We start from the raw sequence: 20,859 nt of genomic DNA on the forward strand, positions 1-20,859 counted from the left end.
CGTGGATATGGAGTCGACATGACGATGGAACTGAGGCACTTGCGCTATTTCGTCGCCGTGGCCGAGACCGGCAACCTGAGCCGGGCCGCCGAAAAGCTGTTCATCGCGCAACCGCCGCTGTCCGTGCAGATCCGGCTGCTCGAAGAGGAGATGGGCACTGCGCTTTTTGTGCGCCATCCCAAAGGTGTTCGCCTCACAGCAGCAGGCGAATCCTTGCTACCGGAAGCGCGCTATCTGCTCGATCGGGCTTCACGCATGAAGGAGTCTGTGACGGGAAGCGCGAGCAGCGGCCACTTGGCACTCGGCTTTGTGCCATCTGCCAGCAGCACCGTGCTGCCGAAGCTCATCCGGCTTCTGAAGAAGGCGCATCCGGCCCTTCATATCGAGCTACGCGAGATGATCAGCAGCGAGCAGGCCGAGGCGATAGCTGCGGGACATCTCGATGCCGGTATCGTGCGCAGCAAGCCGCATCACCTACGGCTTACTGTGGCGGCGCGGATGGCCGATCCCTTTTGTCTTGCTATGACAACCCAAGAGGCGCGGCGAGCCGGCGATCTGGTCGAGCTTCGGAGCTTTGCGGACCACGATTTTGTCGCGTTCACCCGCCACAAGGGGCCGGCATATTTCGACCAGTCAATCTTCTTATGCGCCAAGGCAGGATTCAGCCCTCGCATTCGGTATGAAGCTAGCACCGTTCATGGCGTACTCGACCTGGTCGGCGCGGGTCTAGGCGTGGCCTTGGTGCCGTCTTCGTGCTCACTGCTTGGGACCTCAGGTACGACCTTCTGCCGACTGAGCCAATCAGCGGTCATCGAGGCACTCATGCTCCTCAGACGCAAGACAGACGCGAATCCCATGCTGCCGATCCTGGCAGATGCAGTAACTGCGAACTTTTCCGACCTTCGACTCCGTATGAGCAAGGTGCTCGGTCGTTGAGTCGTCCTTTTCTCTAGTGATCGCTTCAGTAGAGATTTAGACCAACCGAGATCGAGGTCGAGATCGACCTACTGCCCGGATTGAGACCCGCCGTGTACTGGCCTTCGCTCGATTGAGATTTAAGACGGCACCATCTTTTAAGTGATCGGGGCGGGTAGCCTCCTGTTTCGTCAACGGCGTCTCAAGGTGACGAGCCTATCCGGGCTCCCCCTCGGAGGGACCCGATCAGGGCAGTCGGCGCTGAGCCGGTGCAGCGCCCGTCCATGGGCAAATCGAGGATCCGCCGCAGCAGATACATTGATTCGCACACGACGGCCCTTCGATTTGCGATCTGTGAGGGTGTCCGCGAGAGGTGGCCCGCCGACTGCGATGCGCGCCCGGAACCGCACGTCAACTCGAACGTTTCTAGTTTCCTCCTCACTTTCGCGTACGCATGCGAATTCACATGGGTTGACCGCAGGACAACGCTGTTGTCTAATCAACTCCAGTCGTTCGCGCCAGACTCCGAGCGGTTGTCGTTCACTTTTCACCTTCAGCAATGATCTAGGACTCCATCATGCCCACCGATAAGGTCGTTTTTACCGAGGAAGCCGTTCGTCGCATGTCAAAGGGGCTCGATTTTGGTCACTGGACAGAAAAACAGAAGATTGCACTGACCTGCCAAATGTTGGCCGAGGAAGGACATTCAAGAACACTTGCCGGCCAGATCTCTGTTCGATTGGATGACGGAACGTATCTGACAACGCCGATGGCAGTTGGGTTCGACGAAATAGAAGAATCTCGAGTCATAAGGATAAATGAGAGGCTCGAAGTGTTGGATGGAGTGGGGGCGGCAAATCCAGCAATTCGGTTTCATATTTGGGTCTACAAGGAGCGGCCGGCAGTAAACGCCATCGTTCATACGCACCCACCATTTGTCTCAGCGTTGTCAATGACGGGTCGTCCATTGAGAGTGTCCCACATGGATGCGACTCCTTTTCACGAGGACTGCGCCTTCCTTAAAGAGTGGCCGGGCCTCCCAATTGCAGACCGTGAAGGCGAAATCATATCCGCGGCGCTCGGGAAATGCCGAAGTATCCTGCTCGCACACCATGGCTTTCTTTGCGCGACCAGTTCGATCGAAGAAACTGCATATTTGTCGATGCTGATTGAACGAGTCGCGGAAATTCAGCTCTTGGCCGAAGCCACCGGTCCCATTTTCGACCTGAACCCGGAGTTGGCGAGGGAATCGCACGATTTCCTGCTGAGACCGGAGATTGTCAAGTCGAGTTTTGCGATGTTTGCGCGCCGAGTTATCAAGTAGGGATCGAACCCTTCGACGGCAACGACTCACTTAGGGCTTTGGCATCACTATCGAAGTTTGTGACGACGATTAGGACGTCGGTGTTGGCTTGAAGGGCCTTAAGTTTATGTTTGACCCAACCTGGAAATTGAGCGAAATCACCGGCCCGCAGCAAGACCGAAGTCGTTTCCAGCAGGAGCTCCAACGAGCCGCTCAGCACGTAAAGCATTTCTTCCCCTGAATGATGCGCGTCGTTTTGCATCAAGCATTCTGTGTTGAGCTTGGCAATAAAAGCACTGGAATGCAGATCACTTTCTCGAGCGAGCGGAACGTATTCATAACGCCCCTCATCAGCGCTCGCCGGATGGATTTTTTGGTTGTCAGATCTGACAACGTGGACGATTCCCGCTTGAGGCGCCTCCCCAAGCAGCGTTGCCACAGAAACGCCTAAAACTTTGGATAGCCGCATTAATACCGAAACCGAAAGTGCCTTTTCTCCACGTTCAAATCGCGACAAATGTCCTTTTGAAACATCAATATGGTTGGCAACAACCTCAAGCGTCATACCTTGACGCCTTCGAAGGTCACGGGCAATCTTTCCGTTGATTGGCAATGAATTTGTGTTTGTCATTTTGCGCAAGAGGGTAGCAGATTGTTTGAACGAGCAGTGGTGATGCAGACAATGCACCAGAGGTCGCCGATTGCGCTCCATCGTGGTGCGCGCGGCGGGACTCACGATGAAAGTCGGTGCGAAACGGATCCTTCAGCATCCGTTGGACGGGCACGAAAACTGCGAGTAGAGTCTACAAGACAACTCAGTTGTCAATCCAACAAGCAGAGACGGGTCATTGAAAATTCCGTCCCAAATGAAGAAAGAACCGGTTCCATGGCACTCCTTCCAGCAGCCACACGTGCGGCGCGATACGTGCGTGCAACGAGCCCGTATGAATTCGCGCTAGTAAACCTCTGCCCGTGCAACAACGTCTCTCTGTTGGGGACAACTCGAAGCTCGGCCGGCATCATGGTCCGGCCAGTTCGATTGAAGCAGTCATTCGGGCTGGGGCTGGTATGACCTCCACGCCCAAGCGCAGGGGCTCGGTCATCGCGGTAAGCGCGTCCCTGCCCCAGTGGCACGACATCAACGGCGTGCTGATCTACACATCGATCGTGAAGGTGGCATCCCCGGTGCCTCTGCACTTCGGCCTTTCCGGACCAGATGGAAACGGTCTGGCGCTTCACTCGGAGTCGACATATGCGTTTGCTGCGGAGCACTACAACTATTGGGCTGACAGCTTCGAGGTCGATAGGGCCTCATGGGCGCCCTGCCAATGGGGCGAAAACCTCATGATTGCAGGACTGCACGAAGACGAGTTGAAAGTTGGTGACCTCCTTCACTTTTCCGGAGGCGCTGTTCTTGAAGTCACCGGTGCCCGCACACCCTGTCACAAGCTGTCGTGGCGTCTAGGACTGCCGGGTTCGGTATTGAAAAAGCTGACGCGCAAGGGCTGGTTGGGCTGGTACATGCGCGTGATCGAGAGCGGATGCATCGGCCCCGGCGATGTCGCTGAAGTCAACACTGCATTCCCAGACAACCTTTCGGTTGGCGAGCTCGGCCGATTATTGGATCGTGGGACTTCTGGCGAGGTTATCGATTTGAGGCGGGCCGCAGAGATGCCGAAGCTCTCATATCAGAACAAGGAGCAGTTGCTGCACACCATAGATCACGTGGAGGACATGCAGCGTGAGCGCATTGGTCGTTGGCCCGGGTGGCGCGAGTTTCGGGTCACACGGAGATCCGAAGAGGCCGCTGGTGTCGTATCCCTGGAGCTTGTGCCCAAAGATGGCGGCGCGGTGGCGCCTTTCCGTGCCGGCCAACATGTGACTGTGCAACTTCCAGGTAAAGATGGGCAACCAATTCAGCGATGCTGGAGTCTTTCCGACTTCTCGGAAGTGTCCGAGACCTACAGGTTGACGGTCAAGCGCGTCATCGACGGGCTTGGGTCAGACGCTTTCCATCGGCTCGAGGCAGGGTCGGAACTTCGTCTGAAGCCCCCGGCCGGCCAATTCAAGATCGAGCGATCCGGTCTGCGTCCAATTGTGTTGATCAGCTCTGGAATTGGCATCACGCCAATGCTCGCGATTCTCAAGTCCCATTTCTCAGGATTTGCACCAACACCGGTGACGTGGCTGCATTCGACTCAGTCGAGCAAGACTCATGTGTTCAAGCGAGAACTTGACGATTTTCTCAATAAAAAGATCGGTGTTCGTCAGCAGGTTCACTACACGCAAGCGCTGCCCGGAGATGTTCAGGGACGGGATTTCCATCGTGCGGGCCGCATCTCCAAAGATGATCTGCGCGAACTCGTGGAGAGGCCAAGCCGCTATCTTCTGGCAGGAAAGGAGATCGAGTTGAGTGGGCGGACGCAGGACTTTTATGTGTGCGGCACGGCCGAATTTCAATCCGAGATCGCGGAAGCACTCAAGAGCCTTGGTGTACCGGCGCATCTCATTCGATCGGAAAGCTTCGACGCCGCGCAGGCACAGGGTTCAGAAGTCGTGCCGTCAAACTTTGAAGTTATCTATGCCTTATCGGGTATCCAAGCGAAATGGGGAATCGGGCCGGCCAATCTTCTCGATCACGCTGAAGCATGCGGAGTCGATACTGAGTTCGGATGTCGAAATGGGAGCTGTGGTGCATGCTCGGCCTACCTGGAGAAAGGGGAAGTGGGCTACGTACACGCTCCGACCGCGGAGGTGTCGGACGGGCGAGTGCTTCTCTGCTGCTCGATTCCGAAGACGGCTGCTGTAACTCTTCGACTTTGATCCTCTACCAAGTGACTATGACACGCTCGAAGCTTAGAGACTTCCTTGCCAGAGAGGCAATCCGTGAATGCCTCGTGAGGTACTGTCACGCTATCGACAGGGCTGACGCAGACGCGCTCTATGCGCTCTACTGGGACGATGCGACCGACGACCATGGTCCATCCTACAGTGGTCCGGCGCGGGGATTTATCGAATATGCGCGCTCCACATTCGAGCAATCTCCCCGCAACGTTCATCTTTTGGGCAATGTGCTAATCGAATTCGTCGAGCCCTCAATCGCGGTGTCCGAGGCGTACTTTTCCGCGTGGCAGACCAAGCGAACCCTCGACGGTGAGGAAAATACGCGCCATGCTCTTGGCCGCTTTTGCGACATTTTTCAGCTGCGTGGTGGCGAATGGAAAATATGGAAGCGCCGTCTCGTCATGGACCTCTACCAGTCCGGATCGCGCATGCAATTGGCGGATGAAGTCCAGTTCAACGGCTTCGTTCCAATCGGCGCCCCATGGCGATCAGACACCTTCAGCGAGGTGGTGGCCGAGGCGCGTCTCCTTTCAACAACTGCCACTGCCTTGTAAAACAGAAACGGTTCGTGAATGCCTACAAATTTTCTCTTCCGAAACGGAATGCTGGTGGATCCCATCAAGGGGCATACCGTCGGCGGCTTTGAAGTCTTGACAGAACATGGATTGATCAAAGAAGTTTCCGACAAGCCGATCAGCGCGGGGAAAGCCCGAATTGTCGACCTTAAAGGGAAGAGCCTGATGCCGGGATTGATCGATTTGCACGCGCATGTCGTCGCGGTGGATCTGAACGTCGCGCGCATGGCGCGCATGCCCAACGTATTGGTGACGCTGAAAAGCGTTCCGCTTCTCGAAGGCATGCTGCGCCGGGGCTTTACAACCGTCCGAGATGCGGGTGGTGCGGGCTTTGCCCACAAGCAGGCAGTCGATGCAGGACTATGCAAGGGTCCAAGGTTGTACGTCTCAGGCAGGGCCTTAAGCCAGACGGGAGGTCACGGCGACATGCGAAGTCGTTCCGACTTCATCGAGGACGACTTGCCCTGTCCCACGTGCGCCCGAGTGGGCGCGCTCAGCCGGATTGCAGATGGCGTTGACGGCGTACGCAAGGCCGCTCGAGAAGAGCTGCAGATGGGGGCGGACCAGATCAAGATCATGGCATCGGGCGGGGTTGCATCCCCGACCGACCCGATCGGCGCGGTTGGATTCTGTGAGGATGAGATTCGGGCCATTGTGGGCGAAGCGAACTCGCGCGGCACCTACGTCATGGCACATGCGTATACGCCGGCGGCGATCCAGCGAGCCATTCGGTGCGGCGTGCGAACCATCGAGCATGGAAATCTTGTGGATGAGGAGACGGCATTGCTCATGCGCCAGATGGGTGTCTTCGCCATTCCGACACTGGCGACCTACGATGCTTTGGCGAGCGAGGGGGAGAGCCTTGGACTGCCCTCCGAAAGTGTGCAGAAGGTGGAGAGAGTTCGGCAAGCAGGACTGAGGTCGCTCGAGATATTCAAGAAGGCGGGTGTCAAGATGGGATTCGGATCCGACCTGCTCGGTGACTCCCAACGACTGCAGAGTAACGAATTTCGGCTTCGCTCCGAAGTGTTGACCGCAGCGGAAATCCTGGAGAGTGCAACCGTGACGGCGGCCGAGGTAATTGGTATGGGCGGGCGACTCGGCTGCATTCAAGCGGGTGCGTTCGCCGACCTGTTGGTGGTCGATGGAGATCCGTTAAAGGACATTTCCTGCCTGCTTGGGCAGGGCGAGAGAATTTTGTTGGTTATGAAGGGCGGTGAGATTCAGTTCGATCGCCTATCGATGTGAGCAACTCAAGAATCTCGTTAACAAGTGAAGATTCAATTCGTCAAAACGCCGGAAAGCTGACTGATGTCGTCTGAGTTTTACCTGCGCATGGCTCGCAAGTTCGCGGTGCTGCTTGCATACTTCCTTATGTTGGCGCCGGTCGCTACAGTGATTGCAATCAGCTTCTTCAACCAGGAAATGGTGAGTTTTCCTCCCAACGGTTTCACGTTGACTTGGTACGAGAACGCGTGGGCCAAGAAGGAGTTTGCCAATGGCTTTTTGACCAGCCTCAGGATCGCGCTCTTGGCCACCATTATCGGCGTCCCGCTGGGTACCGCCGCAGCGCTTGGATTGAATCGCTCCGACATCAAGGGGAAAGGCGCTCTCAACACCCTCTTGCTATCCCCCTTGGCCGTTCCTGGCGTGGTCTTGGGCACGGCACTGTACATGTTCTTTGTCCGACTCGAGAACGTTGTCAACGGAGAAATCATCGCCACAACATCCAGTCTGGTGGTCGCCCATGTGATGCTGACCATCCCATGGACCATTCGACTAGTTGGCGCAAGTTTGATCAATTTTGACAGGTCGGCAGAAGAAGCTGCGACCAACCTTGGGGCGTCGTCGTTCACTGTGTTTCGACGAGTTACTTTGCCGCTTTTGAAGCCGAGCCTGGTGGCGGCGTCGGTTTTTTCATTCATCGCAAGTTTTGAGAACCTGGAGTTGTCGTTGCTTTTAGTTGGGCCCGGCGTCACTACGCTGCCGGTCGCGATGATGAGCTATCTGGAATTTCGGGTTGATCCTACCGTGTCTGCTGTTGCAACAGTTCAGATTCTGCTCGTTGCTTTAATGCTCTTCATCACTGACAGGTTTGTAAAGCTAACCAAGGTGATCTGAACAAACTTTTCCTTGCAAAACAAAATGGCAAACCTTAACCTTGTGAAAATTGGGAAGCGTTATCCCACGGCGACGGTTGTCGACAATCTAGACTTGGAAGTCGCAGATGGGGAAATGGTTGCTCTGCTGGGTCCTTCAGGCTGCGGTAAGACCACCACGCTTCGAATGGTTGCGGGCTTCGTAGCGCCCACCGCTGGTCAGATATTGATTGGTGGGAAGGACGTGACGACCACGCCTGCGTACAAGCGCGACACCGGCATGGTGTTTCAGTCCTATGCGCTTTTTCCACACATCAGCGTTTTTGCGAATGTCGCCTTCGGCTTGGAGATGCGAGGTATCGCTCGCGCTGAGCGGGAAGTGCGGGTAAAGAAAGCGTTGGACTTGGTGCAATTAGGACATCTCGGAGATCGAATGCCGAAGCAGTTGTCGGGCGGGCAGCAACAGCGGGTCGCTTTGGCGAGAGCATTAGTGGTGAACCCATCCGTATTTCTTCTGGATGAGCCGTTGTCCAACCTGGATGCGAAGCTCCGTAACCAAGTGAGACTGGAAATTCGCGCTTTGCAGCAAAGGCTCGGACTTACGACGTTGCTCGTGACGCACGATCAGGAAGAGGCACTGACAATGGCGGATAGGCTCGTCGTCATGGCGGGCGGTCACGTACAACAGGTGGGCACGCCAGAACAACTCTACGAGCATCCGACCAATTCATTCGTCGCGGGCTTCGTTGGTCGATGTAATTTGCTCGAGGGCGCAATGGCCGCCGATGGCGAATTCCAAACGAGTCGAGGCAATCGGATTTCTTGTGTGCCAGGAGAGGCGGACCAGCACAAGAAGATCGTCGCGGTTCGGCCGGAGCGGATGCGGATCTCAGCGACAGACAACGGTGTAGGAATGAGCACCGGCAGCCTCGAAGGGACTGTTTCATCCATTTCGTATCTCGGTGCTCAAACCGAGTATGTTGTCGCCGTGGGCGGCGATGATTTCATTGTTACTCATGGGACGCCCTCGTCTTCTGATCCCCTGCACGGAATTGTGTCGGGCTCCAAGGTCTTTCTTCAATGGGACAGGGCTTCGGCCCGCCTGCTCAGCGAATGAAAGCGCGTGTTTTCTTTACGTTCTTCGCAATCACTGAAAGTCAATATGCTCAATCGTAGAAATGTCCTTGGACTTGCAACCGTTGCACCGCTCGCGAGCGCTTTATACGGTCTTCCACGAATTGCAAGGGCAGAGGAAAAGCAGGTGATCGTGGGCACTTACGGAGGTGACTACGGCGAATTGCTGCGTTTGAATGTGGACTCTTCGGTGGCTTCGACCAAGGGTATCCAGGCGGTCCAGCAGATTGGAGCGCTGGATCGTGTCACAAAGCTGACTGCCGAGCGGCAATCGCGAAAGGGTAGTTTCGACGTGGTCTCGCTCACGGATGCTGAGATGTTCACGATGAACGGGTTGGGAGTTCTGCAGTCGGTCCCGGAAGCGAAGGTGCCAAGACTTGCAAATGTAATTCCTAGTTTGCGCAAGACGTACAGCGTGCCGCACATTTATTCGGCCATGGTCCTTCTCTACAATCCGCAGAAGGTAAAGATCCCCCCCACGTCTTACGCGGACTTGTGGGATCCCAAGTTCAAAGGAAGAGTCGGCTTTCCCGATCCTCTCTACGCCCAAATGATGGCAATTGCGTCTCTAGTCGAGACTGGCAGGCCGAATGATCTCGAGGCAGCTAAGAAGCGAATGATGGCATTACGATCGCTTGATGTTCACTTGTACCCGTCCAACGAGGCGCTGGCAGCGGACATCAAGTCGGAAGAGGTATGGATTACGCCGATTTGGCTGGCTCGCGGCGTTCAATGGCGCAACGCCGGACTGCCCATCGCTAAGTCGGTTCCCAAAGAGGGCGCACTCTCCGTGTCCTTCGAACTGGCGGTGCCCAAAAACGCAAGAAACCCTGATAACGGCTGGGACTACTTGAACGAAGCCCTACGCCCCGAGGCGCAGGTCGAATTTGCGAAGAAGATGGGCTATCTTCCGACAGTGAGCGACGCGAAGTTGCCCGGTGAACTTGCCAAGGAAATTGACCTGTCCGCCGCGGATCGGGCCAAGCTTGTTCCTACAGACTACAAGTTTATCCAGCAGAATGGCTTGGAAATGAGCGACTTCTGGAACAAGCAGTTTAAGGCTTGACCGATGGCCTTTCTCATCCTTCCGGCGGCGCTTTTAGTGATGTTGACCCTGCTAGCACCTATGGCGCTCCTCGGCCGAATTTCTCTCAATCTTTATGACGCCGTCGACTTGATGAAGGAAGCATTGACGCCCCTTAACTACGTCAATGCCTTCGCAGATCCCTATTACAGGGCGGTACTCGGCAATTCGCTTCTCATCGCAATCACCTGCACCGTTCTGACCTTGATGCTTGCCTTGGCGCCGGCGTATTGGCTCTCTAGATTGGGGCCTCGCTGGAAGAGCCCCGTCATGATCGTGACCTTGCTTCCATTGATGGTGGGCAATGTTGTGCGTTCGGCAGGTTGGATGGCGCTGTTGGGAACGCAGGGTGCGGTGAACACGTTTCTCGTATGGGGGGGCTTGAGTGACGGGCCTGTAAAGATGATGTCCACTACAGGTGCCGTGGTGGTGGGCATCGTATCCGTTGTTCTGCCCTACATGATTCTTACCGTATCGTCAGTGATCGATTCAGTCTCTTCGACTGTGGAAGAGGCCGCGTCCAATCTCGGGGCAGGACCCTTGACGGTCTTTCGGCGCGTCGTAGCCCCACTTGCCGCGCCGGGCATAGCGGCCGGTTGCGTCCTGACTTTCATCCTCTGCATCAATGCCTATGCGACCCCTGTACTTCTGGGCGGCGCGAGGTTCAAGATGATGGCTCCTGCGGTGTTTGATCAGTTCACTCGAGCGGCCAATTGGCCGTTCGGAGCAGCACTAGCCATAATTCTGTTGATAACTACTCTCCTGATGACCATAGCAGGGAATTATTTTCTGTCTAGGCGCTACGTGGTTTCTGCTTAAGTTTTCATGATAAGGCCGACGGCTAAGTTCGAGGGGCGACCTAAGGGATCACCGCAGAGGCCTTGCGCATGCGGGCGCCGAACCGTTGCATCAGCTCGGTGGCCTCCCCGCTTGCGCGAGGGCTTCAAAGTTTTTGTGTCAGGACATCCTGCAGCATCGCCTTGTCAAGGCTCAGGTCTGTCGGCACCGGCTGGAGTTTGACCCGTGGCCTAATATCCAAGTATCGGCTGCAACATAAGGGTTAAGCGGTATCAGAACTGGTGACTGCCTCCGTTGGGACTTCATTGACTCATTCGCCATCGCGCCCCGTGCGCGATCCGGACCCGAGTCGACCGCAGCGTGCACGCAGAAGCCTAATTTGGCGAAAGCAGCCCGGTCATGCCGCTGTGACGCAGCGTGGACAGATGGCCAGCCAAACGCTCCACAAAATCTGGCGGCCAAGTCTGCGTACCGAAAACGGGTCGATGCGACAGTGCCGCGCTAGCCGCGTTGAAATCACTACCGGCTTGTCGAAGGAGAGATGCCAGTGCTTCAGCACCGGGGTCATTGATGACTAACGGGGTACCATTGTCGTCCCGGCCGATTGCCACGTAATGAAGCCAGCCTGCCAATGCACGCTCCAGCACCGGTCGCTCGATGCCGAGGGCCAGGCTCTCGCGCAGCGCTGGCAGCCAGCGCACGGGGATTTTCTGTGTGCCGTCCATTGCGATCTGTTGCGTTCGATGTTGCAGCGTCGGATTCTCGAAACGCTTGAGTAAATCATGGCAATAGGACGTCACATCGTAGCCCGGTGGGGGAGACACAGTGGCGCACAAATCCTCCAACATCAGGCGCCGTGCAAACGCGCCGACCAAGGGGTTCGCCATGGCGTCAGCCACGGTCTCCAATCCACACAGTTGCCCCGCGTACGCGAGCGCGGAGTGCGTGCCATTGAGCAGGCGCAATTTCATCGCTTGGAAGGGCCGGACGTCGCTGGTCAATAGCGCCCCTGCATCCTCCCATGCGGGGCGAGTACCGGCGAACCGGTCTTCGAGCACCCACTGCGTGAATGGCTCGCAGACGATGGCCGCTTCGTCGCGCAGGCCAAGACGCGCTGCGGCCCATTGAAGCGAGTTGGGTGTCGCGGCAGGGACGATCCGGTCGACCATGCTGTTGGGACACCCGATCTCTGCTTCAATACGGCGCGCTAAGCCTGTATCAAACAGGCTCGTGTACTGCACCAGCAATTTGCGCAACGTGTCGCCGTTGCCGGCCATGTTGTCGCAGCAGACCAAGGTCAAGGGCGCACTTGCAGGACGATGACGAATGCCAGCAGCCAGAACCCCGAGGGTGGTCCGCGGTACGTCTGGATTCTCGATGTCATGACGTACGTCCGCATCGCCAACGTCAAGGTCTGCGCTCGCAGGATCCTGGTTGTAGCCCTTCTCGGTCACCGTGCTGGTCACAATGGAGACGAGGGGGTCGGCGATGGCCGCAATGACCTTGGCCAAGTCATTGCGGGCAAACAGCGCGCCTTTGAGCACACCGACCACACGAGTGTGCGCTTCGTCGCCGTGGCGTTCAGTCACCGAGTAGAGATTGTCTTGTGCCGTCAGCGTCTCCGACACTCGCGCGTCGCGAAGACTCACGCCCAAGATGCCCCAGCGAAGGTCCCCGTTGGCAACCAGTGCGTCGGTGTAGAGCGCTTGATGCGCCCGGTGAAACGCGCCTAGGCCCAGATGCACCAAGCCACGTCGAACACCTGTGCGATCGTAGGTCGGCAGACTCGCTGCATGGGTGGCGCGCACTACATTGCTCGCGGAAAGGCGCTCGCTGCTGATAATTGTCCCTGACGCCATTCTTAACCCCACAATCCATTGATACCAAAGTGATGCCATAGGCCGCCGTCGCGGCGGCCGACTACCAGTTCCACATCGAGCCGTCGGCGAGGCGTGCTACCGGCAGGTAGGCGCGCTCGTACGGATACTTCGCGGCCAGTTCCTCGTTGATGTCGACGCCCAGCCCGGGCACCTCGTCCATGACCAGGTAGCCGTCTTCGTAGCGATAGTTGTGCGGGAATACTTCGTCCGTCAGCGGCGAATGCGGCATCAGCTCCTGGATGCCGAAGTTGGGCACCCACATGCCGAAGTTGACCGCCGCCGCCATGCACACCGGTGACAGGTCCGTTGCACCGTGGAAGCCCGTGCGCACCTGGTACATCGCCGCGAAGTCCGCGATGCGACGCACATGCGTGATCCCGCCGGCATGCACGATTGTCGAACGGATGTAGTCGACCAGCTGTTCGCTGAGCAGGTCTTTGCAATCCCAGATCGAGTTGAACACTTCACCGATGGCCAGCGGCGTGGTCGTATGCTGGCGGATCAGGCGGAAGGCTTCCTGGTTCTCCGCGGGCGTGGCGTCCTCGATCCAGAACAGACTGTGCGGCTCCAACTCCTTGCCGAGCCGGCCAGCCTCGATCGGCGTGAGCCGGTGGTGCGCGTCATGCAGCAGGTGCGGCTCGAAGCCGACCGCGTCGCGCACCTTGCGGAACAGCTCCGGCGTGTGGCGCAGGTAGAGCGAGGTGTCCCATGGTTCCTCCGGCGGCAGGCCCTTTTCGGCTGGCTCGTAGTGGCCCTTGGTCTTGCCGACGCCATAGGTCTTGGCCAGCCCCGGCACGCCTGACTGCACGCGGATCGCCTTGTAGCCTTCCTCGATGTGCTTCTGCACCGCCTCGATGGCCTCGGCATGGTCGCGGCCGTTGGCATGGCCATAGACCATCAAGCCGTTGCGGCTCTTGCCGCCGAGCAGCTGGTACACCGGCATGTTGGCAAGCTTGCCCTTGATGTCCCACAGCGCCATGTCGATGGCGGCGATGGCGGTCATCGTCACTGGCCCGCGCCGCCAGTAGGCGCCGCGGTACATGTACTGCCAGATGTCCTCGATGTTGCGCGGATCGCGGCCGATGAGGCAGGGGACGAGGTGGTCCTCCAGGTAGGACTTGACCGAGAGTTCGCGGCCGTTTAGGGTGGCATCGCCGAGCCCGACCACGCCCTCATCGGTGACGATCTTGACCGTCACGAAATTGCGGCCCGGACAGGTCACGATGATCGAGATGCGTTCGATTTTCAAGATGAAACTTTCAAGGCGCGCTCGGACGAGCGCACGCCGCAAAGGCCGGCGGATGACTGGGATACTGATTTCGAACGCTCGCGTGCGTCGTTGATAAGTGCGATTCCTGCGTCGGCGACATCGCATGAATAGTCAAAGAGATCGCGCCAGATCCCTATTGCGCCGCCAATCTCTTCCGAGATGTGATTGCGCGAGAAGGCTTCGATGCCAACAATGTCGTCGTAGCCCGAGGCAAACAACAGGCTTAGCAGAGGATCGAAGTCGATCGCTCCCTGGTCGGGCCGGCCGCGGTTGTTTTGGTCAAGCTCGAAGTAAGCCAGGACCGGCAATGCGGCTTCAAGAGCCCGACGCATGTCGGCCTCCTCGATGTTCATGTGGAACGTATCGAGGTGCAGGAAGACGTTGTCCGATCCGACGCTGCGGAGGAAATTCAGGGCCTGATCAACGGTATTGATCAGGTTTGACTCATATCGGTTGACGATCTCGATCGCCAGCCGAATACCCATGACTTTCGCTTCCTCGGCGAGTACGGATAGCGAATGGGCCGCATGCTTCAATTGTTCGGAAGTTGCGGGACGTTCGTGCTTTCGCAGAACGCCATAGAGTACGCCGCCCACATGATGCGAACCCATGTCGCGCGCAAGACGCAGCCCCTGGCGTACGCGCTCGATCCCACGGTGGCGGATGTCTGGATCCAAGCTGGACAAATCTGCGTGCGGCAACAGATTGACAGAGTTGACGGGACTCAGCTGGTTGGCTTCGAAAGTCTTCGCGATCGCGGCTGGGTCAATGGCTTCGAAGTTTCTCAGTGGAACCACCATATGGGTGTAGCCCGCCGAACTCGCGGCCGCTGCTGCAGATGGGGCTCTGTTGCCAGACCACTCTGGCATGTACACGTAAGAGTGGATACTGCACAGCGGGCGCACCACCGTTTTCATGCGTGCCAGCCCAAGTGACCGAGGAAATCACGCGTTCGTTCCGCAGTGGGGTTGTCGAAGATCTGCGCCGGCGGCCCCTGTTCGACAACCTTGCCATGATCGAACACAACGACCCAGTCGGCCACTTGGCGTGCGAAGGTCATTTCGTGCGTTACCACCACCATGGTCATGCCTTCATCGGCCAAACGCTTCATCACGTTCAGCACTTCGCCAATTGTCTCGGGGTCAAGAGCCGAGGTTGGCTCGTCGAACAGCATCACCTCGGGTTCCATCGCCAGAGCGCGCGCAATCGCAACTCGCTGCTGCTGGCCCCCTGACAAACTGGCCGGATAGTTGCCAGCCTTGTTCCCCAGTCCCACCTTCTCCAGCAGAGCCATGGCACGCTCGCGCGCCTTCGACTCGCTGAGGCCGAGAACGGTGATGGGCCCCATCGCCACGTTGTCCAGCGCACTCTTGTGCGGAAACAGCTCGAAGTTCTGGAACACCATGCCCATGCGCTGACGGATCTTGCGCATCTCGCCTTCTGTTTCTGGCAAAGGCTGCCCATCAAACATCACTCGTCCGCCATTGATGCGCTCGAGAGCGTTGGTGCAGCGAAGAAGCGTCGATTTGCCGGACCCCGAAGGTCCGATGAGGCACATGACCTCACCCTTGTTGACTTGCACCGACACACCGTCGATGGCTACGAAACTGCCGTAGTTCTTTCGAACCTGGTCGTAAACGACCACCGGCGGGAGATCCGAGCCCGTGCGTGCAGGGCGATTGAGAACATCGTTCATTCTTTGACCTCAAATTTCTTTTGAACCCAGTCGGCCAGCTTGGCCTGCGGGTATCCCAGGAGCCAGTAGATGGCAGCCATGGCGGTGAGCATCTCCAGCACGCGAAAGCTTTGCGAGCGAATCTGCAACGCGACATGGGCGAGTTCGCCAACCGCAATGACCGACACCAGCGACGTGTCCTTGAACAGAGACACCCAAGTGCTTGCAAGCACCGGCAAGACGCGCCGCCAAGCCTGCGGGATGATGATCTGACGCATTGCCTGCCAGCGGCTCATGCCCATGGCCGTTCCGGCTTCGAGCTGACCCTTGCGGATCGAGTTGATTCCGGCGCGAAACGTCTCAGCGTTATATGCCGAGACATTGAGGCAGAGCGCAACGAGACCGGTCGTGAAAGCCGAGAACTCGACGTTCAAAAATACCGGCATCACGTAGAACGCCCAGTACACGAGCAGGATCAACGGCAGGTTGCGGAAGAACTCGACGAAGGCCGCGCTTGCACCCGAGATAACTCGCGATTGCGACAATCGTCCGAGTGCTAAAAGAATGCCGCCGGGGACGGCCGCAGCCATTGTCAACACCGTCAACAGCACCGTCATGCCAATGCCTTCGGCGAGGTCGAAGCGATGCTGCCAAACAATACTCCAGTCGAGTGTCATGACCGCCCCAAATGCGCCACGCGCTTGTAGAGGTTGTCGATCAGACGAGTTCCCGGAAAGAGGATCAGGAAGTAGACCAGCATTGCGAAACTGAATACCTCAATAGGGTGGTAAGACTGCCCCGCAATCGTCTCGGAACGCTTCATGAACTCCGGTACCGCGATGACCGTCGCGATGGCCGTGTCCTTGATGGTGACCGAGTAAAGCGACGCCATTGAAGGCAACATGCGCACAAAGGCCTGGGGCAGCACAACCTTGCGCACGATCTGGGCTCCGGACATGCCGAGTGCGCGGCCCGCCCTGAGTTGCCCGGGTCGAATGGACTGGATGCCGGCGCGCACGACCTCGGCGACATAGGCCGAAATGTGGAGCGTGAGCGCGAACAGCGCGGCCCAGAACGGCGGAAAGTTGAATCCGCTGAGGACCGGGACTGCAAAGTAGATCCAGACCAAAACAACCAGTACGGGAACCGCGCGGACGGAATCTATGTAGAAGGTCAGCAGTAGCGACAGCCAGCGCGGTCCGTATAGACGCAGGAGCGCCAGACCTGTTCCGGCTGCCGCACTGGCGACTAGCGTTAAGGCAGACAACCAGAGGGTGATGGCGAGACCTCCGAGAAGGTACTGCCAGTTATCCCACAGAGGTGAGAAATCGAGTTCCATGTATTGCCCGGATATGTAGGGGTCGGACCAGGCGGATCAGTTGAGTGCGCCGACAATTCGCTGCTCGTCAGCAGCAAGCTTGGGTTCCATTTGCTTTTCTACGGCACGCAGCCATTCGAGGTAGGCGGGCTGGTTCTTGTCAATCGCCAAGCCGACGGGACTGGCCTTCTCCGTGCTGTCCTGGCAATTGTTCTCGCGTGGCAAGGCGGCTAGGCCCTTAACCTTCTTGCCGAGCGCGACCCAAGGCACGCGATTGATCGGCGCGGCGTCTGCACGCTTCGCCATGATTTCCTCAACGGGTGCGGCCGAGCCCGAGCTGGAGACGCCGCGGAGCTTGGCTTTCGAGAAGCGTTCCTTGACCCAGTTCTCCTCGGCGCCTCCGGTGAAATAGGCGATCGTGACGTCCGGCTTGTTGAGGTCGTCGACCGATTTAGCATTGGCGATCTTGGGGTTGTCCGCGCGCCCGAAGAGGCAAACGCTGGTGCGGGAAAACAGCACAAAGTCGACGACTTTCAGGCGCTCCGGAGTTTCAGCCAGCGGTGTGATGCTCATGTCCACTTGATTGGAGGCGAGCACTGGAATTTTTGTTTCGTGGCTCACCAGAACCGGCTCAAGTTTCACGTTGAGCAACCGTGCGTATTCTTTGGCCAGCAACCACGCGGGGCCGCTCCACGCTTCGCCACTACCACCACTCGTGTTCTCCACCAGCCAAGGCGAATTGGAGAGCACGCCAACTCGCAGGGTCCCGGACTTCTTGATCGCATCAACGCGCGGACTGGTACCGGGAGCCGGAACCTGTTGTGCGCTGGCGCTTGCCCAGGCACAGCTTAGCGCCAGGACTGCGAGCGAATGGGTCAAAAGATGCCGTGTTGCGAAAGGGCTTGTCATGGTGTGTTTCCAGGAAGTTGCACGCTAAAGTGCTTGTGAAGGCCGGTCTGAATGCGGCCCGAAGTTGATAAGGGGAGGCCGGCCGGTCAGCGCCATGCCTTGGTGAACTCGCCGATTACGCGCTCGAGATGCGCGCGCATTGCGGCACGCGCGGCGGTTGGGTCGCGAGCCACGAGCGCGTCGAACACTCGCTCGTGGTCCTGTTGTGAGGCCAAGCGGAGATCGGTGTGATGGAAGTGCTCGTCGATCTTGGCCCAGAGCGGGCCTTTTGCGTGGTCCCACATTGCCGTCACTACTTGCAGCAGGACGCTATTTCCGGTGGACTCTGCGATGCGCAGATGAAACTGCCGGTCTGCGGCTTCGTTGAGGATCTTGTCGTCCATGTGCTTTCGCATGTCGACCAAGGACGAAAAGATGCGGTCAAGGTCACTGTCTTTGCGCGTTCCCGCTGCAGTGGACGCGATCTCCGATTCGATAAGGCAGCGGGCGCGCAGTACCTCGAAAGGGCCAGGTCCATCCACGGCCATGAAGCTGGGCGAGGCCTTATGAGCGGAGGTTTGGCTTACGTATATCCCCGAACCGCCGCGCACTTCGACAGCACCCTGCAACTCCAACGCGATGATTGCTTCACGGACCGACGTTCGGCTCACCTCGAAGCGCTCGGCCAGAGCTCGCTCTGCAGGCAATCGATCGCCAGGTTTGAACTCGCCCTGAAGCACGAGCGCCCGAATTTGCGAGGCCAGCTTCTGATACGGGCGCTCCACCTCGAATGAGGTCAGGTTTTCAGGATCCGTCGCAATTAGTTTTAATGACGTCATTGGTAAGACCGCAATCACCTTGGTTGGACCATCACACAAGGGTGGAGCGGATGGTTTTCTCTGAAAGTGGTTAGACCAATAGTAGTCATGGTGAACCAAAAGATGCATTCTGGTTTACCAGCATGCGCCCGGATTGGTTGAAGCTGCAGTCGATCGATGTGCGATGCCGCCGCCATCGACAGGCGGCAACAGGTCGAGTTGCAACTTGAGCGTCGCCCCAGAGATCGGCTCAGCGCCCAACCCTGATGCGATGTTTCGAGGGAATGCTCGTCAAGCTGCCTCGAGGAAAAAAATCGGGTCAACACTGACGCCTTATCGCCGCTTCGGCGCTCGGCGTAGCCCGGCCCTGGTCGCTTCGTCGTATTTGCGTCGGCAGTGCATGTCGTATCCTGCGGCCGCGCGCTTGGGGTACACGCAGCGTCCACCGCCGAGTGGTAGCCGGCGTACTGGTCCGTCAATAGCGTCCCGTTCCACGTACAGTCCTCGGGGCGAGTAGCGCCACGGGTACTGGCGGCAACGGCCAGGCAGGGCTCGACGATCACGCCGCGCTGCGCGTCAAGTTCGCCGCGCGCTTAGGCCAGACTTTGGCCGTGCGGGCTTTGCCTGCCCACGGATCGAGCAGAGCCACCGGAGGCTCGTTGGCATGCGAGCGCCGAGGAGGACGCGCCTGTGCGCGTCACACAACGGCTCCAGTGTCGCATTGGCACACCCGGGTCCAAGCCGCGAGCGCTGGGCTTAAGTCCCCAGTCGCTCAGGAATCATGTCTTCGCGCCGTTGATGGTATCCCGCCTGTACTCGCTTCGGTGCCGCATAAAGCGAAGATACGACATACGAAGGTGCAGTTGCATGACCTGCCGTGCCAGCTCACCATCCGCCGCCCGAACGGCCAGCGTCAGGTCGCGGTGATGGTGAAGGCTTTGCTCCAGTTCCTGCGATGTGTAGATGTAGAACGAGCGCTTGATGATCGGCATGTCGATCATCGTCTCCAGGATTGCACGCAGTCGGGGGGATCCAGACGCGCCAAGCAGGGCGTGATGAAAGTCGCGATTGGCGGACTGCACCTGTGCAATGCCGTCCTTGCCCTTTGCGATGCCCGCAGCCATCGTCTGATTGCTGGCGTCTAGTTGCTCCGACAAGGCCGGTCCCCCGCGCTTCGCAGCGAGGAATGACGCATAGGGCTCCAGCACCATGCGAAGCTGAAATGTCTCTTCAACATCCCATTCACTCCATTCTGCAACGCGAATGCCCTGACCCGCGGCATCGGTCGCCAGCCCATCGTCGACCAAGCGGCGCAAAGCCGTTCTCACCGGCGTCCTGCTCAGTCCTAAGTCGCGCGCCAAAGGCTCTTCCTTGAGCTGTGCGCCGGGGCTGTAGTGCCCACCCACGAGTCGTTGTCGAAGAATGTCGTAGGCCTTGTCTCTACCGTATTGCATGTCGCTGTCCCGTGCTCTTGTGGTTAGAGGATTGTACGTGGCAACGTTACATGTTTGAGCGCCGTCTGTACATAGAAAAAACATGTGGTACTGAGTTTGTTCTCTTGAACGAGTCAATCACCTGATAGATAGGTAAAAACCCTCGATGCTATTGCTTTGTTTGTATGTGTTTTGTATTCTCGTGCATCCAAAAGGACAAAACATGAACATTGCAAGCATGGGTTTGGGTAAAGTCGGACGTCGTAACGCGGCGCCCTCGTATCAAGCGGGCTACAAGTTGACGCTTCGCATGACACGTCCCTCGGCGGCTTTTGAAGAACTCGCTTCTCCGTCAGGCTTGGCGAGCAATGAGCGTGCGGGCGGCTGGCTGCACAACGCGGACTTGTCACTCTCATGCGTTGCCGGCACGACGACGCCGCCAGTGTTGGCGCACGCACTGTCGCAGCTCTCGTGGAACGCGCCGGTTGCGGATTTCACAACCACCAGCCCGAAGGTCAAGCGCGAGGGTGCGGCCTTAGCGGCAGCGGCGGGCATCCCGTACGTTGACAACGCCATCTTGGGCGCGATTTCGCTCAATCTGGTGCCCACGCCGCTGCCGGCTTCCGGGAACGGCTCCGAAGAACTTGAGGAAGTCTTCGAACGCGCAGGGGCTCGTGTGCAGCCGAGCCCGTACACGGCTTCCGCACTGGACCGAAGTCCGCTTCAATTAGCCGAACCCACAGTCGACGAGGCCCTGAGCTGGCTTTTGACCAGCGCTCCGGCGCGCTGAGGAGCGTACCCCTTTCTCTCTTGCCTTCACCGGTG

The 20,859-nt window shown here is 58.0% G+C and carries 20 protein-coding genes; 10 read left to right on the plus strand and 10 right to left on the minus strand.

What is annotated here, in order from left to right; genetic code table 11:
* Window positions 1-18 precede the first annotated feature (18 nt).
* Window positions 19-936 (plus strand): LysR family transcriptional regulator, encoded by a 918-nt coding sequence (locus WKW82_RS25695; RefSeq protein WP_340345277.1) that lies wholly within the window; start codon window positions 19-21, stop codon window positions 934-936.
* A 556-nt stretch (window positions 937-1,492) separates the two neighbouring features.
* Complete coding sequence (locus tag WKW82_RS25700; protein WP_340345278.1) at window positions 1,493-2,239, plus strand: aldolase; 747 nt, start codon at window positions 1,493-1,495, stop codon at window positions 2,237-2,239.
* On the opposite strand, the gene WKW82_RS25705 is transcribed toward WKW82_RS25700, so the two are convergent.
* A complete protein-coding gene (locus tag WKW82_RS25705; RefSeq protein WP_340345279.1) occupies window positions 2,232-2,954 on the minus strand; it encodes a helix-turn-helix domain-containing protein in 723 nt (240 codons plus the stop codon). The two genes, WKW82_RS25700 and WKW82_RS25705, sit on opposite strands and share 8 nt — an antisense overlap.
* A 332-nt stretch (window positions 2,955-3,286) precedes the next feature.
* Here WKW82_RS25705 and WKW82_RS25710 point away from each other — a divergent pair, with 332 nt between their 5' ends.
* From WKW82_RS25710 to WKW82_RS25740, 7 genes are all read left to right on the plus strand, one after another.
* Window positions 3,287-5,041, plus strand: a complete 1,755-nt coding sequence (locus WKW82_RS25710; protein WP_340345281.1) for an MOSC domain-containing protein — start codon at window positions 3,287-3,289, stop codon at window positions 5,039-5,041.
* A 17-nt stretch (window positions 5,042-5,058) separates the two neighbouring features.
* Window positions 5,059-5,616, plus strand: coding sequence for a nuclear transport factor 2 family protein (locus tag WKW82_RS25715; protein ID WP_340345283.1), 558 nt, complete (start codon window positions 5,059-5,061; stop codon window positions 5,614-5,616).
* An 18-nt stretch (window positions 5,617-5,634) separates the two neighbouring features.
* Entirely contained in the window at window positions 5,635-6,885 is a 1,251-nt protein-coding gene (locus tag WKW82_RS25720) for a metal-dependent hydrolase family protein (protein ID WP_422823582.1), read from the plus strand.
* A gap of 63 nt (window positions 6,886-6,948) precedes the next feature.
* Window positions 6,949-7,758, plus strand: a complete 810-nt coding sequence (locus tag WKW82_RS25725) for an ABC transporter permease (protein ID WP_340345285.1) — start codon at window positions 6,949-6,951, stop codon at window positions 7,756-7,758.
* A gap of 24 nt (window positions 7,759-7,782) precedes the next feature.
* On the plus strand, window positions 7,783-8,853 hold the full coding sequence (locus tag WKW82_RS25730; protein WP_340345286.1) for an ABC transporter ATP-binding protein: 1,071 nt from the start codon (window positions 7,783-7,785) through the stop codon (window positions 8,851-8,853).
* A 6-nt stretch (window positions 8,854-8,859) separates the two neighbouring features.
* Window positions 8,860-9,936: an ABC transporter substrate-binding protein gene (locus tag WKW82_RS25735; RefSeq protein ID WP_340345287.1), complete on the plus strand. Its 1,077-nt coding sequence runs from the start codon at window positions 8,860-8,862 to the stop codon at window positions 9,934-9,936.
* A gap of 3 nt (window positions 9,937-9,939) precedes the next feature.
* A complete protein-coding gene (locus tag WKW82_RS25740; protein WP_340345288.1) occupies window positions 9,940-10,773 on the plus strand; it encodes an ABC transporter permease in 834 nt (277 codons plus the stop codon).
* Between the two features lie 353 nt (window positions 10,774-11,126).
* Here the strand turns inward: WKW82_RS25740 and WKW82_RS25745 are convergent, their stop codons facing one another.
* The 9 genes from WKW82_RS25745 to WKW82_RS25785 form a co-directional block, all read right to left on the minus strand.
* Window positions 11,127-12,611 carry a mannitol dehydrogenase family protein gene (locus tag WKW82_RS25745; protein WP_422823593.1) on the minus strand — a complete coding sequence of 495 codons (1,485 nt, stop codon included), beginning with the start codon at window positions 12,609-12,611 and terminating at the stop codon, window positions 11,127-11,129.
* Between the two features lie 61 nt (window positions 12,612-12,672).
* Entirely contained in the window at window positions 12,673-13,881 is a 1,209-nt protein-coding gene (manD, locus tag WKW82_RS25750; RefSeq protein ID WP_340345290.1) for a D-mannonate dehydratase ManD, read from the minus strand.
* Window positions 13,878-14,819 carry a sugar phosphate isomerase/epimerase family protein gene (locus tag WKW82_RS25755; protein WP_340345291.1) on the minus strand — a complete coding sequence of 314 codons (942 nt, stop codon included), beginning with the start codon at window positions 14,817-14,819 and terminating at the stop codon, window positions 13,878-13,880. Before WKW82_RS25755 ends, manD begins: the two co-directional genes overlap by 4 nt.
* On the minus strand, window positions 14,816-15,598 hold the full coding sequence (locus WKW82_RS25760) for an amino acid ABC transporter ATP-binding protein (protein ID WP_340345293.1): 783 nt from the start codon (window positions 15,596-15,598) through the stop codon (window positions 14,816-14,818). Before WKW82_RS25760 ends, WKW82_RS25755 begins: the two co-directional genes overlap by 4 nt.
* Window positions 15,595-16,254 (minus strand): amino acid ABC transporter permease, encoded by a 660-nt coding sequence (locus WKW82_RS25765; protein WP_340345294.1) that lies wholly within the window; start codon window positions 16,252-16,254, stop codon window positions 15,595-15,597. Before WKW82_RS25765 ends, WKW82_RS25760 begins: the two co-directional genes overlap by 4 nt.
* Entirely contained in the window at window positions 16,251-16,916 is a 666-nt protein-coding gene (locus tag WKW82_RS25770) for an amino acid ABC transporter permease (RefSeq protein ID WP_340345295.1), read from the minus strand. The genes WKW82_RS25765 and WKW82_RS25770 overlap by 4 nt, the downstream gene beginning before the upstream one ends.
* 36 nt (window positions 16,917-16,952) lie before the next feature.
* Window positions 16,953-17,804, minus strand: a complete 852-nt coding sequence (locus WKW82_RS25775; protein WP_340345296.1) for a substrate-binding periplasmic protein — start codon at window positions 17,802-17,804, stop codon at window positions 16,953-16,955.
* 86 nt (window positions 17,805-17,890) lie between these two features.
* On the minus strand, window positions 17,891-18,622 hold the full coding sequence (locus tag WKW82_RS25780) for a FadR/GntR family transcriptional regulator (RefSeq protein WP_340345297.1): 732 nt from the start codon (window positions 18,620-18,622) through the stop codon (window positions 17,891-17,893).
* A gap of 758 nt (window positions 18,623-19,380) precedes the next feature.
* The gene (locus WKW82_RS25785; RefSeq protein ID WP_340345298.1) at window positions 19,381-20,055 is read right to left on the minus strand and encodes a GntR family transcriptional regulator; all 675 of its coding nucleotides are present in this window, start codon (window positions 20,053-20,055) and stop codon (window positions 19,381-19,383) included.
* A 202-nt stretch (window positions 20,056-20,257) separates the two neighbouring features.
* Between WKW82_RS25785 and WKW82_RS25790 the strand changes: the two genes are divergently transcribed.
* Entirely contained in the window at window positions 20,258-20,824 is a 567-nt protein-coding gene (locus tag WKW82_RS25790; RefSeq protein ID WP_340345299.1) for an NAD(P)-binding domain-containing protein, read from the plus strand.
* The last annotated feature ends 35 nt before the right edge of the window (window positions 20,825-20,859 follow it).

This window comes from Variovorax rhizosphaerae, assembly GCF_037889975.1.
GTDB classification, from domain to species: domain Bacteria; phylum Pseudomonadota; class Gammaproteobacteria; order Burkholderiales; family Burkholderiaceae_C; genus Variovorax; species Variovorax rhizosphaerae.